Origin of the sequence: Acinetobacter sp. (assembly GCF_050285345.1) — a bacterium.
Classification (GTDB): domain Bacteria; phylum Pseudomonadota; class Gammaproteobacteria; order Pseudomonadales; family Moraxellaceae; genus Acinetobacter.
This window is the reverse complement of sequence record NZ_JBLZXR010000077.1, coordinates 1-12,131: the sequence shown is the minus strand read 5'-3', so window position 1 is coordinate 12,131 and position 12,131 is coordinate 1. Positions and strand designations below refer to the sequence as shown.

At 40.3% G+C, this 12,131-nt stretch carries 15 protein-coding genes; 4 read left to right on the top strand and 11 right to left on the bottom strand.

The window, feature by feature from the left end:
* Nucleotides 1–237: 237 nt before the first annotated feature.
* The 5 genes from ACN6OV_RS07110 to rplM form a co-directional block, all read right to left on the bottom strand.
* Complete coding sequence (locus ACN6OV_RS07110; RefSeq protein WP_427951271.1) at nt 238–885, bottom strand: hypothetical protein; 648 nt, start codon at nt 883–885, stop codon at nt 238–240.
* A gap of 16 nt (nt 886–901) precedes the next feature.
* Complete coding sequence (locus ACN6OV_RS07105) at nt 902–1,330, bottom strand: ClpXP protease specificity-enhancing factor (protein ID WP_427951268.1); 429 nt, start codon at nt 1,328–1,330, stop codon at nt 902–904.
* Between the two features lie 27 nt (nt 1,331–1,357).
* Nucleotides 1,358–2,011, bottom strand: coding sequence for a glutathione S-transferase N-terminal domain-containing protein (locus ACN6OV_RS07100; protein WP_427951265.1), 654 nt, complete (start codon nt 2,009–2,011; stop codon nt 1,358–1,360).
* 348 nt (nt 2,012–2,359) lie between these two features.
* Nucleotides 2,360–2,746 (bottom strand): 30S ribosomal protein S9, encoded by a 387-nt coding sequence (gene rpsI, locus ACN6OV_RS07095; protein ID WP_067763381.1) that lies wholly within the window; start codon nt 2,744–2,746, stop codon nt 2,360–2,362.
* A 12-nt stretch (nt 2,747–2,758) separates the two neighbouring features.
* A complete protein-coding gene (gene rplM / locus ACN6OV_RS07090) occupies nt 2,759–3,187 on the bottom strand; it encodes a 50S ribosomal protein L13 (RefSeq protein WP_004722943.1) in 429 nt (142 codons plus the stop codon).
* A 660-nt stretch (nt 3,188–3,847) separates the two neighbouring features.
* Between rplM and pdxA the strand changes: the two genes are divergently transcribed.
* From pdxA to ACN6OV_RS07070, 4 genes are all read left to right on the top strand, one after another.
* Complete coding sequence (gene pdxA, locus ACN6OV_RS07085; RefSeq protein WP_427951262.1) at nt 3,848–4,822, top strand: 4-hydroxythreonine-4-phosphate dehydrogenase PdxA; 975 nt, start codon at nt 3,848–3,850, stop codon at nt 4,820–4,822.
* Between the two features lie 97 nt (nt 4,823–4,919).
* A complete protein-coding gene (locus ACN6OV_RS07080; RefSeq protein ID WP_427951260.1) occupies nt 4,920–5,711 on the top strand; it encodes a pilus assembly protein PilJ in 792 nt (263 codons plus the stop codon).
* A 30-nt stretch (nt 5,712–5,741) separates the two neighbouring features.
* Nucleotides 5,742–6,557, top strand: a complete 816-nt coding sequence (gene rsmA, locus ACN6OV_RS07075) for a 16S rRNA (adenine(1518)-N(6)/adenine(1519)-N(6))-dimethyltransferase RsmA (protein WP_427951258.1) — start codon at nt 5,742–5,744, stop codon at nt 6,555–6,557.
* The gene (locus ACN6OV_RS07070) at nt 6,558–7,406 is read left to right on the top strand and encodes a symmetrical bis(5'-nucleosyl)-tetraphosphatase (RefSeq protein ID WP_427951255.1); all 849 of its coding nucleotides are present in this window, start codon (nt 6,558–6,560) and stop codon (nt 7,404–7,406) included.
* A 56-nt stretch (nt 7,407–7,462) separates the two neighbouring features.
* On the opposite strand, the gene ACN6OV_RS07065 is transcribed toward ACN6OV_RS07070, so the two are convergent.
* The 6 genes from ACN6OV_RS07065 to hflX all read right to left on the bottom strand — a co-directional run bounded on the left by ACN6OV_RS07065 (nt 7,463) and on the right by hflX (nt 11,765).
* Nucleotides 7,463–7,909, bottom strand: a complete 447-nt coding sequence (locus ACN6OV_RS07065) for a DUF2147 domain-containing protein (RefSeq protein WP_427951253.1) — start codon at nt 7,907–7,909, stop codon at nt 7,463–7,465.
* A 137-nt stretch (nt 7,910–8,046) separates the two neighbouring features.
* Nucleotides 8,047–8,496 (bottom strand): DUF2147 domain-containing protein, encoded by a 450-nt coding sequence (locus ACN6OV_RS07060; RefSeq protein ID WP_427951250.1) that lies wholly within the window; start codon nt 8,494–8,496, stop codon nt 8,047–8,049.
* A 61-nt stretch (nt 8,497–8,557) separates the two neighbouring features.
* Nucleotides 8,558–9,007, bottom strand: a complete 450-nt coding sequence (locus ACN6OV_RS07055) for a DUF2147 domain-containing protein (protein ID WP_427951274.1) — start codon at nt 9,005–9,007, stop codon at nt 8,558–8,560.
* A 322-nt stretch (nt 9,008–9,329) separates the two neighbouring features.
* Nucleotides 9,330–10,004 carry an LrgB family protein gene (locus ACN6OV_RS07050; RefSeq protein ID WP_427951247.1) on the bottom strand — a complete coding sequence of 225 codons (675 nt, stop codon included), beginning with the start codon at nt 10,002–10,004 and terminating at the stop codon, nt 9,330–9,332.
* A 10-nt stretch (nt 10,005–10,014) separates the two neighbouring features.
* Nucleotides 10,015–10,386, bottom strand: coding sequence for a hypothetical protein (locus tag ACN6OV_RS07045; RefSeq protein ID WP_427951245.1), 372 nt, complete (start codon nt 10,384–10,386; stop codon nt 10,015–10,017).
* Nucleotides 10,387–10,430: 44 nt separating this feature from the next.
* The gene (hflX, locus tag ACN6OV_RS07040) at nt 10,431–11,765 is read right to left on the bottom strand and encodes a ribosome rescue GTPase HflX (RefSeq protein WP_427951242.1); all 1,335 of its coding nucleotides are present in this window, start codon (nt 11,763–11,765) and stop codon (nt 10,431–10,433) included.
* Nucleotides 11,766–12,131: the final 366 nt, after the last annotated feature.

Here is a 12,131-nt window from a genome sequence, read left to right as displayed (position 1 = left end):
ATGTGAGAGTAAGTCATCGCCAGCTCATTATTCAAATCCCCCTGACTCAAAGCGAGCAGGGGGATTTTTTTATGCTTCAAAATAAGAAAAAAAGAAAATAAAGAATGAGCTGCTTTTAAGGACTCTTTACTTTTATCTAAAAATATTGTGAGTAGGACTTTTTCTCATAAAATTTAGAAAAATGATATCAATAAAAAAACCTGCCAATGCAGGTTTTTTAAAATTGTATAATTTGCTTCAAACAAACATTTTAGTTGCAGCTGAATAAAGTACCCATAAAATTGCAATAGCAACAATAGGTTCAAGTATTTTCGACCATGCGGGTACATTTATTTCAATAACTTCAGCTTCATGGTCATGCTGGCCTTGTTGATTCACCATTTGATTAAACTCCTTCATAGATTCATCTAATGATACCTCTTCTTGCAAATTTGGTTTAGAGCCTATGAGTTCTGATAGGTGATTTGTTGTCCAAACCCAATCATCTGCTTGTCCTGATAGATGCTCAATTTGCCCATTAAGCAATTCATTGATGCTTTGCGGTGTATGCGAAGCAGTATCATGGAGTTGCTTAAGTTCATTTAACTGTAGGCGGAAAACTTCAGTGGTAAGTTGCTCAAGTTTAGTCTTTGGTAAAGTCGATGCATTAGAAGAATTTGTGGTTAAATGGCGTGAAACTTCTTGAATATACAGTTCATCAGGATTGGAAATTTCTTGATAAACTTTTGTGCCATTGGTTTTTGACTGCTGTATCAGCGCACCTAAAGTCAACGCATTGATTTCGCGGATATGTTGACGCTTTTCATCACGTGATAAGTCGCTTAAAAGCTCAGGCTTTTGCGTTTCAATTTGTTCTTCGAAATATTGGACTAAATCAAAAGCCATAATTTGCTCCGTTCTTTTAATCGAGCAACCTTAAACCTGGTTTTTTCTTCGGTTGCTCTTGTTGTTCTTGATCGTTTGATTTTAAAGTATTTTGATCATTATTGATATCAGCATATTCTTCTGGATCGTAGAACATTCCCTGGCCATTTTCACGTGCATAAATGCCAAGCACGGCTGAGAAGGGGATATATAGGTTTTGAGAAACACCACCAAAACGTGCAGAAAAGGTAATCGCATCATTACTCATGTGTAGGGCGTGTGTTGCGTGTGGGGCAATGTTTAATACAATTTGGCCATCTTGAACATATTGTACAGGTACCATGGCATCTTTTTTGGTTGCATCGACAAGTAAATAAGGCGTCAATTGATTGTCGCAAATCCATTCATACAATGCACGAGTTAAATATGGACGTGTAGGGCTGAGTTGCAATTCTTGATCAGACATAGGTTTGGCTCGGTAAGATTATAGAATTTAATTTTTAGCTAAATATTCGCTATATCGGTTTTTTTCCTGCAAGGTCATTGATTTGATAAATGCAGGGCGGCTGAAAATTCGTTGGCAATACAAAAATATTGGTCGGCAATGCTGTTTTGGTAGTTCAATGCCCATTGCTCTTAGACGTAAGAAGATGGGGGCAAGCATACAGTCTAACATGCTAAATTGTTCAGACATAAAATAAGGATAGTGTTGAAACAAAGGAGTGAGTGAAATCAGGGTATCACGTAATTGTTTTTGTGCTTGCTGCTTGGCTTGTTCATTCAATGTGTCTGGATGTCGAAGCATAATATCTGCCAATCTCAACCAATCTTGTTCAAACCGCCAAACATACTGGCGTTGTTCGGCACGTGGCATAGGTGCATCAGCAAAGAGCTTATTTTGGCGATAACGGTCATCTAGGTATTCGGCAATGATGCTGCTGTTATAAAGCTTTAAACCGTTCTCAACCATCATGGGAAGCTGATTGTAGGGGTTTAAGCTTGCAAGGTCTTCGTCTTCATCATCCGCAATAATTAAATTATGTTTAATCTGCTTCTCTGCAAGTACATAGCGTATCCAGTGTGAGCGAAAGTCATCCGCATGACTGTAAAGCGTAATCCCCTGAAGAGGTGCATTTTCGACTGACATAATCCGAGGCAATGATAACTGAATAAGATAGGATACTAAAAATAGGCTATAAAATCACGGAAGACTTTGGATTATTCGATTATGTATGATTTTTAATTTGAATAGAGTTCATTTAATCGAACTGTACAGCTTTTTATTTAAATGGGTATTGATAAATTCATGATCTAATAAGGATAATTTTTATAAATGTTGATATAAATACTTTTATATGTCTCAGATTTTTTAGTTTTATTTTATGCCCTAAAGGGAATATTTATTTCTCACTTTTAATTGGACTTTATTTTCTTTCATCCATTAAAAAAGCCTTGGTATATACCAAGGCTTTTTTTGTCCGATTCGGTAAACGAATTAACGTTTAGAGAATTGAGGACGTTTACGAGCTTTACGTAAACCAAGTTTCTTACGTTCAACTTCACGAGCATCACGAGTAACGAAACCAGCTTGACGAAGAGCAGGTTTAAGTGTTTCGTCAGAAGCGATCAATGCACGAGTAATACCGTGACGGATTGCGCCTGCTTGACCACCGATACCACCACCTGAAACAGTGATGTAAAGGTCATATTTAGTAGTCGCTTCAAGAAGCTCAAGTGGTTGGTTAACAACCATACGAGCAGTCTCACGACCGAAATACTGTTCTAAAGAACGGTTGTTAATTACGAGTTTACCAGTACCAGCTGATAGGAAAACACGTGCAGTTGCGGTCTTACGGCGACCTGTACCATAGTTAGTAGCCATGTGCTGTATCCCTTAGATGTCCAAAACTTGTGGCTGTTGAGCAGTATGAGGATGCTCAGTACCAGCGTACACTTTCATTTTCTTGATCATTGCATAACCAAGAGGACCTTTTGGCAACATGCCTTTTACAGCACGTTCGAAGATTTCTTCTGGTTTGTGAGCAACTAATTTTTCGAAATTAGTTTCACGAATACCACCAGGGAAACCAGTGTGGCGATAATATTTCTTATCAAGTGATTTTTTACCAGTCACTTGAACTTGCTCAGCATTGATAACAACGATGTAGTCGCCAGTGTCAACGTGAGGAGTATAAGAAGTTTTGTGCTTACCGCGTAAACGACGAGCGATTTCAGTCGCAAGGCGACCTAAAGTTTTGCCAGAAGCATCAACAACGTACCAGTCGTGTTGAACTTCAGCTGGCTTAGCGCTGAGAGTTTTCATTAAACCACTACCTATTATAGTTGGTTTGGACTATGGAAGCTGTCCAAACGAAAGGAGACGCGATTCTATACGAAGTCGTGCAGAATCACAAATGAAAATTTAAAATTTCAAGCGCTGTATTGTAGTGTATTCCTTCAACAATAAACAGCCTATAATCCAAAAATGATAAAAAAGATGCTGAAAATAAAATATGTCAGATCAAGTTGAAGGCAATCCGCAACATACACCTCCGTTTTGGCCGCATTGGTTTCAAATGATGTACCTGTTGATTGCACTTTTTTGAGTCCTCTCTATTTGTATTTAATGTCCTTATATGGTGTTGGCGATGGACTGATGATGCTATTCATGGCGTTATTTCTATCCTTTGTGACTTACTATATTTTTTTATTTACTTTTGGGTTTTATGTTTCTTGCGAGTGGGGCATATTGGTTGATTAGTCGTTATTCAAACCATGTACAACGAATGAAAACGATACTTTTATGGCTGCTTGCGTTGATATGGAGTGTTGGAATTTTAGGCTTTGCTTTTGAGCTGATTCCTTATAATTCGTCAACAAGAACCTATTTTTAAAATATGACAACAAAGTTGAGCGCATTTAATTTCAGCCGAAATGTGTGTCACACAGTATAATAAGGGCAATGCACATATTGGATGAACACATGCTGCCTTTATATATCACAAGTGGTGAACCTGCAGGTATTGGCCCGGATATCTGTTTAAGCCTGGCGAATCGAGTAGATGAACGTCCGATTGTAGTTCTTGTCGATAAAGGCTTATTGCAACAACGTGCAGAACTACTAAAGCTCGATGTGGAATTGGTGGATTATGCAGGGCAAGAAATGTCGGCAGCTGCAGGGCAACTTTATGTTGAACATGTAGCCTTAGCTGATCCTGTCGTTGCAGGTCAACTTGATGTGAAAAATGCGGCCTATGTGTTGGAACAATTGCGTCGCTCAGCCGATTATGCGATGTCAGGCAAAAGTGTCGGAGTCGCGACCGCACCAGTGCAAAAATCGATTATGAACGAAGCGGGCATTCATTTCAGTGGTCACACCGAGTTTTACCAAGAATTTGCTGGCGTACCACGTGTGGTGATGATGCTGGCGACCAAAACCCTGCGTGTGGCTTTGGCGACGACACATTTGCCTTTGCGTGATGTTGCGGATGCCATTAGCAAACAACGTTTGCATCAAGTGATTGATATCCTTATTCATGATTTAAAAACCAAATTTAAAAAAGACCATCCGCATATTTTGGTCTGTGGCTTAAATCCACATGCTGGAGAAGATGGTTATTTAGGAATGGAAGAAATTGAGGTGATCAATCCAGTTCTTGAAAGCTACCGTGCACAAGGCGTGAATATGAGCCTCAGTTTGCCTGCGGATACTTTATTTACCCCAGAAAATTTAAAAGATGCTGATGCCGTTTTGGCGATGTATCACGATCAGGGATTGCCTGTGTTAAAGTCGCAGGGCTTTGGTGAAGCCATCAATATTACTTTGGGTTTACCGTTTATTCGAACCTCTGTGGATCATGGCACAGCACTGTCACTGGCTGGAACTGGTCTTGCCAAAAGTTCGAGTTTACAGGTGGCGGTCGATTTAGCTTTAGAATTGGCACGTGCGAAAAAATAATTTTACTTAAGAATAAAGGTTTGAATTTTATATGAATCATGGTGAAAACTTGTCAAAAATAATACATAAAAATAACAAGATGCTTGGGGTGAAGTCGATGACACGCCCATTTTTTGGGGTTGCGTTAGTGTTGATGTTGTCAGCATGCTCAACGCTCGCTACAGATCATCATTCTTGTGATTTAAAAGTCTTATCTCTGCAAATTCCGAAACAGACAGAAGAACTTGTGAGTTCTGCATCACTGAGAGCAGTTGATGGCTTAAAACATAATCAGCAAAAATTTAATCAAGCATTGGCCGCGGTGCATAAAAAATATGCGAATCGTGAAGGTGCTGATAAAATGCTTCAAGATGGACAAGCAATCAATGCTAATATTGATCGACTTGTACAGCATCAAAATAGCCTGAATGCGCTATATGAATATCAAATTCTTGTAAGTGAAACTATTCCAAGTATTCAAGCTGAATATAACCTTCTGGCTGATATGATGGCTAGAGCAAACAATTCAGCAATGCAAGCGATCATTGCTAAAAATCAAGTCTTTATTGCGGAACGGGTGTTGCGTTCTTTACTGAATTTAACTGATGTGAATTCTATTCGTCCTGACGATTTAGATGATTTTTTAGCAGATCTTGAAACTTTCAATGTTTATTTGAAGGCTCAACTGAATGGTAATCCTGAACTGGGTGTAGAGCGTGTAAACAATGCTGAAATGCGCGAAGGTTTACACTCAATTCAGGCTGAAATTGAAGAAATGATGAAATCTGAAACAATGGCTCTGTTGAAACAAAAAGAGCCATTGTTCAGTGTTCTTAACGCGGCTCGGGATAATATGACCAAGTCCGAAGAAATTTTTGCTCGCTTGAGTGAATTTGAATCAAGTCAGTAATCGTTGTAATACATCTATGTGGAGAGTTTTATGTATCAAATTAATGCCCTAAACCCAAAAGATGAAGGGCATCACACGCGTAAGCGGTTTGGACAGAATTTCTTACATGATCAACGTGTTATTGCCAAAATTGTACGCTCAGTAAATCCGCGTACAGGTGACAATATTGTCGAAATTGGTCCTGGTCTTGCTGCTCTAACTTCACCGCTTATTGGTGAGTGTGATGCTTTAACTGTCGTCGAACTTGACCGTGATTTAGCAGCCGGCTTGCCAGGACGAGTGCCGCATCCTGAACGTTTAACTATTGTTGAAACAGATGCGCTGAAATACGATTTTACTGAACTTTTCCAAGAAGGTCGTCCACTACGTGTGGTCGGTAACTTACCGTATAACATTTCGACACCATTACTTTTCCACCTCTTAGAGTTTGGTGACAAAGTTAAAGACATGCACTTCATGTTGCAAAAAGAAGTCGTGGATCGTATTACGGCTACGCCAAATACCAAAGAATATGGTCGTTTGTCGGTAATGATCCAGTATTTCTGCAAACCGACTTTTTTATTTGAAGTGCCACCGGGTTCATTTAACCCACCACCAAAAGTAACTTCTGCAGTGTTCCGTTTAGAGCCGTATGCAGTTAAACCGATTGTGGCAAAAAATGAAAAAGCTTTGGCGCGTTTAGTTTCACATGTATTTACACAGCGTCGTAAAACCTTACGTAACAGTTTAAAAGGCATGTTGGTAGAAGATGGTTTTGAAAATGCAGGAGTTGATCCAATGGCACGTCCAGAAACTTTAAGCCTTGCTCAATTTGTTGCTCTGGCAGACCAAATGGTAGGTGCATAAATGTCTCGTGAAAACATTCGATATAACTATGTGATTGGTGATGTTCAAGGATGTTTTGAGGCCTTAAAAGCATTACTAAAAGAAATTCAGTTTGACCCTGATCAAGATTTTATTTGGTTTGCGGGCGATTTAGTGGCACGTGGTGAGAACTCGATCGGGGCTTTACGTTTTATCAAGAAATTGGTTGATCGTGATGTCGCAGCGACTGTATTGGGAAATCATGATTTAACCTTGCTTGCCTGTGCACGAGGCATTCGAGAAATTAATGACAAAGACAATATTCGTGATGTTATTAATGCACTAGAAAGTGATGATTTGATTGATTGGTTACGCAAACAGCCGTTGTGTTTATTTCCGAATGATCAAACTATTTTGACCCATGCCGGGATTCCGCTGAATTGGACTGCCGTGCAAACGGCTGCTTTGGCACAAGAAGTTGAAGTGGTGATTGGTCATGATGACTTTGAGATTGTCGATGAGTTTCTCAAAGACATGTATGGCAAAGAGCCAAGCTTATGGTCGAATGATTTAACTGGACAGGCGCGTTTACGTTGCATTACCAACTATTTAACCCGTATGCGTTTAACCGATGCAGAAGGTCGTCTCGAGTTCAGCTTTAAAGATGCACTGGATGATCCGATGCCGAAAGGATTTAAACCGTGGTTTGAGTTTGATTCACAAGCGGCAAAGACTCATCAAATTTTCTTTGGCCATTGGGCTGCGCTGCAAGGCAAGAGTATTTCAGACAAAATTCAAAATGTTGACGGGGGCTGTGTGTGGGGTAACCAACTCATGGCTTATCGACTGGAAGATCAAAGCATGTTTGCTGTTGATAACCCTGTAATGTAATTCCAAATAGCAAAAAGGCCACAAAATTGTGGCCTTTTTTATTGCTCAGATGCTGATTAATCAAGACGAATCCAAGTTTGGTTACGACCCAATACAGAGACACCAATACTGGCGCGAATGGTAAGTCGTTTCGCTGAACTGTTTAAACGCACTTTAGCATCATAAATTTTGCCTGAAAGCGGGTCGATAATGCGGCCTTGTTCATAGTTGTTGGTGCCATTTACTTGCTTTAAACCCTTAATAATTTCCATCCCTAGAATGGGTTGGTTTTTATATGGCGCAGGACATTTATTACAGCTTTTTTGTGGTGTATAGCCTGGGCGAGGAGTAATTTTAATAATTTTCCCAGTAAAGGTATTGTTGGGTTCTTTTGAAATTTCGATGATGGCTTTCGGTGCACCAGTTTTATCATCAATTTGTTGCCATGTACCTGAAATATTATTTGCAAAGGCAAAATTCATGAGACCTAAGGTGCTTACTACAAGTAATACTTTCTTTAACATGATCGCTTCTTCCCCTTCAAGCGTTTTGATGGGCGTCTATGTTAGAAAGTTTAGTGTAATAGTCAACTTTATTTTTTGAACTGCTCAATCACTTATTATAAAAAAACCGCCCGAAGGCGGTTTAATTTTCTGTAAAATCAGTCTTGACGAATCCAAGTTTGACTACGACCAAGTGCAGAAACACCCATGTAGCCACGTAACGTTAAACGTTTTCCATTGGCATTTAAGCGTACTTTGGTGTCGTAAACTTTACCTGTGAGTGGATCAACAATACGGCCTTTGTCGAAATTATTGGTGCCTTCTACGTGCTTTAAACCCGTCAAAACATCTAAACCTAAAATGGGTTTGTTTTTATACGGTAAAGGGCAGTTTACACAGGTGTCGCGTGGTGTATAGCCCGGGCGCGGTGTGACTTTGACCACCTTCCCGACGAACGTGCCATTACTTTCTTTGCGAATTTCAATAATCGCTTTTTGTGAACCGGTCTTATCATCAATTTGTTGCCAAGTGCCTGAAAGGTCTTGTGCAAGAGCTGAACCACTGATTACAGCAGCTAAGAACAAGAAGCCCACTTTAAAATTTTTCATCAAATATTTCCTGTAGGTGGTTCACCTAGATCCAATTAATGAGCTGAATAAATTTTAAAAATTATTCAGCACGAATCCATGTCTGAGTACGTCCAATTGCAGATATGCCCAAATATCCACGTAAATGTAAGCGTTTACCATTGGCTGCGATTTTGCCTTTTAAACTGTAAATTTTGCCTGCCAATGGATCAATAATGCTCCCTTGAGAATAGGTATTTGTACCGTCCAGTTTGAGCCCTTTAAAGATATCCATGCCCAAAATCGGTTGATTGGTATAAGGTGCCGGACAATTTACACATTTTTCTTTAGGGGTATAACCTGGACGAGGAGTCACTTTGATGATTTTACCAGTATAGCTATCCTTCGCATCTTTACGAATTTCAATCAGTGCTTTGGGTGAACCCGTTCGATCATCAATTTGTTGCCAAACACCTGTCAGATCTTGAGCATAAAGTGTAGAGCCTGTCGCGAATAAGCTCATGAATACTGCCAATTTCATTTTTTTGCTAATCATATTAATAGTCCTTTATCAATATACTTTGTGATGGTTTATTGATCATACTAGGTAATATTTAACTTTAGAGCAACTACTCTAAGTTGAAATATTGACATTTTTTGTGTGAAAGTTGACATGATGTACAAAAAATAGCTTTTCAACGCAATGAAATTGCAAAGTTTATTGAAAATATTAATTTACTTTGATTGAGGTGAAATGTGATGGCATACACCTCAGGTCAGTTGTTCACAATATTTACATTTTATGCTGAGCAATATCTGAATGAATATTAATTGTGTTTTTTAGACAAAACAATCATTTAACATTGATTGATCAGTCACATTTTTTGTAGGAACAGTATGAAAGTTGGCAACCAGATAGCCGTAAAGACCGCATTGACCGCCATCCCAAAAGCAGCATAACGCCCCGCTACACTTCCTCGTTGCCATGCTTGAGCTGTTCCAATCGCATGAGCGGCGAGCCCCAGTGCCAGCCCCGATGCACGTTCATCGTGAATATTTTTAAGAATAATGGAGGAGAAGGCTGCACCAATCACACCAGATAAAATTACAATCAAAATCACCAAAGGAATCGGTGAATGCAGCAAGGTGGCAATGTTGATGGCAATCGGCGTCGTCACTGCACGGGTCGCAAAGGCCATAATGGTCGGGTCAGACAAATGCAGCAAATATGCCAATCCCATCGGTAGAGCAACCGCGCTAATGCTGGCAAAGACCAAAATGCCACCCACAGCTTTTAAGGGTAAGTCATCGTAGCGCATCGCCGCCAATGGAATGGCTAAAGCAACGGTGACATAGCCCAATAAGTTATTGAACAGCGGGTTGACTTGCGCCATGTAGTTTTCGTATGAAATTCCAAAGATATAGAGCATCCCAATGACGAAAAACATACCAATGACAATCACTGGAATTTGCGGCAGTTTTTTATTAATCGGCTTCGCTACCAAATAGGCGATAAGGGTGATCAAGAACCCAGAAAGGATTGCAAGCATGTGGATTCTCCTAAAGCCATTTCTTCGACATTTTGGCGTATACCCACAGCGGAATGAGGGTACTGACAAATAAAACGATCAAAAACATCGGGATTTCATCGCCCAAATGCATCATCATCAATAAGGAACCGGCACTAATCGGTAAAAAGGCAAAGGCACTTTCCTTCATGATTTTGTTGTTGGTATCGACTAGGCTGGCAGGGATTTTTTTGAATTTTCGCCACAAAGACAGCACAATCAATAAGCTAATCAGACCAACTAAATTACCCAGTTCAGGGTGATTGAGCTGTTTCATGACCCAGACTGCGCCTTCACGAAAGAGAATAATTAATACAAGGGTGCCTATCCAAGCTTTCCAGTCGATGCGTTTGATCCAGTCCATTTTTGATCTTTCATTAAAATTTTACTTATCACGTTTTAACCGATTTAATCCTTGATTTCAAATTCTTCTAAAGGTCTTTGGAATTGTTGCGCGCGCTTTCCTAAAATTTCTTCGAGCGGTAAATGTGCTTGTTTAATTAATTGTTCAAGTTTATGTGGGGCAATAATGACCTGCAAAATCAAATTTCCGTGTTCATCATAGCTTTCACTTTGGATCACGTTCAATGCATACAGTTGGGTGCGGAGTTTACCATAGGCCGGTTTAAGTCGGACTTCAAAGCTCTGAATTTGCCCCATGAGGCATTCTTGAACGGCCTGACGTAATAGGGGCAGCCCTTTGCCATTGTGCGCAGAAACATAGACACGCTCAGGCTGATGCGGCTTGCCATAAATGATTTTGGCCTCTTCGCCACTGACATCAATTTTGTTATAGACCCGCAAAATAGGAACGTCTGCGCCAATTTCTTTCAGCACTTTTTCTACTGCGTCAATTTGTTCCATCAGGTCGGGACTGCTGGAGTCGATGACATGCAGCAATAATGTCGCCTCAAGAGTTTCTTCCAAAGTTGCTTTGAATGACTCGACTAAGGAGTGAGACAGGTTTCGCACAAAACCCACGGTATCGGCAAGGACTAAATTTCCAATGCCATCCCAATGGAGGCGACGAAGGGTCGGGTCGAGTGTGGCAAACAGTTGGTCGGCAGCATACACATCACTTTTTGCCAAGATATTGAACAAGGTGGATTTCCCTGCGTTGGTATAACCAACCAATGATACGGTAGGCACCGCTGCTTTTTGACGCGCAATACGACCTTGAATACGGGTTTGGCGAACTTTTTCTAGTTTGGCTTTAAGCTGACCCATACGTAATTTAAGTAAACGACGGTCCGTTTCAAGTAGGGTCTCACCCGGGCCACGTAAGCCAATCCCACCTTTTTGGCTATCCAGATCACCGCGACTACGAATCAGTCGAGAGGCCATATGTTGTAACTGGGCAAGCTCGACTTGCAATTTCCCTTCATAGGTACGGGCACGCTGCGCAAAGATATCTAAAATTAATTCGGTACGATCGACCACACGACATTTCATGATGCGTTCAAGGTTACGTGCTTGAGCAGGGGTGAGCGCATGATCAAAGATGACCAATTCCGCTTCAAATTGCTGCACAACTTCTGCAATTTCTTCAGCTTTTCCGGAACCAATAAAGAGTTTGGCATCGGGCTTAATACGTTGTGCATGAATGTGTTGCACAATATCCGCACCCGCGGATTGTGCCAATAAGTGGAACTCTTCGCTATCAAGATCTTGCAGCATTTGTACTGCAACGCTGACTAAAATGACGCGTTCACTGACTTTTTGCTGTTGATTTAAATTTTCCACTCCATCCACCTTTCTGCTGAAAGGGATATTTTAGGCGAAAATTCAGTAGGAGGGTTAATCTAAGATGACCTCAATGAATTAGATGTGGTGAAAACTGAAGGCTAATAAAAATAGCGCGGCACAATATAAAATGGAAAAGCTGGCAATAGATTTGAGCGCTTGCCAAACTGAAATCTTCGAAGAAGATGAATTGGTGTGATTCATGAGCATTCAACCGTTAAAGCGATTTAAATATAATATTTGATTTTTAAAACCGATTGAAATGGGAAAATATTATCCTGAGCTTCGGTTTTTATCACTTGGAGCGTAAAACCTCGTGGTTCAGCACGAGGATATAAGCGACTGGCGTAAGCCATACGACATGGA

Coding starts and splice junctions, on each gene's coding strand:
- ACN6OV_RS07045 (WP_427951245.1), bottom strand. CDS start 10,386: ATGGACTGGATCAAACGCATCGACTGGAAAGCTTGGATAGGCACCCTT.
- ACN6OV_RS07070 (WP_427951255.1), top strand. CDS start 6,558: ATGTCTCGTGAAAACATTCGATATAACTATGTGATTGGTGATGTTCAA.
- ACN6OV_RS07050 (WP_427951247.1), bottom strand. CDS start 10,004: ATGCTTGCAATCCTTTCTGGGTTCTTGATCACCCTTATCGCCTATTTG.
- ACN6OV_RS07100 (WP_427951265.1), bottom strand. CDS start 2,011: ATGTCAGTCGAAAATGCACCTCTTCAGGGGATTACGCTTTACAGTCAT.
- rsmA (WP_427951258.1), top strand. CDS start 5,742: ATGTATCAAATTAATGCCCTAAACCCAAAAGATGAAGGGCATCACACG.
- rpsI (WP_067763381.1), bottom strand. CDS start 2,746: ATGGCTACTAACTATGGTACAGGTCGCCGTAAGACCGCAACTGCACGT.
- ACN6OV_RS07110 (WP_427951271.1), bottom strand. CDS start 885: ATGGCTTTTGATTTAGTCCAATATTTCGAAGAACAAATTGAAACGCAA.
- rplM (WP_004722943.1), bottom strand. CDS start 3,187: ATGAAAACTCTCAGCGCTAAGCCAGCTGAAGTTCAACACGACTGGTAC.
- ACN6OV_RS07060 (WP_427951250.1), bottom strand. CDS start 8,496: ATGAAAAATTTTAAAGTGGGCTTCTTGTTCTTAGCTGCTGTAATCAGT.
- ACN6OV_RS07080 (WP_427951260.1), top strand. CDS start 4,920: ATGACACGCCCATTTTTTGGGGTTGCGTTAGTGTTGATGTTGTCAGCA.
- ACN6OV_RS07105 (WP_427951268.1), bottom strand. CDS start 1,330: ATGTCTGATCAAGAATTGCAACTCAGCCCTACACGTCCATATTTAACT.
- ACN6OV_RS07065 (WP_427951253.1), bottom strand. CDS start 7,909: ATGTTAAAGAAAGTATTACTTGTAGTAAGCACCTTAGGTCTCATGAAT.
- pdxA (WP_427951262.1), top strand. CDS start 3,848: ATGCTGCCTTTATATATCACAAGTGGTGAACCTGCAGGTATTGGCCCG.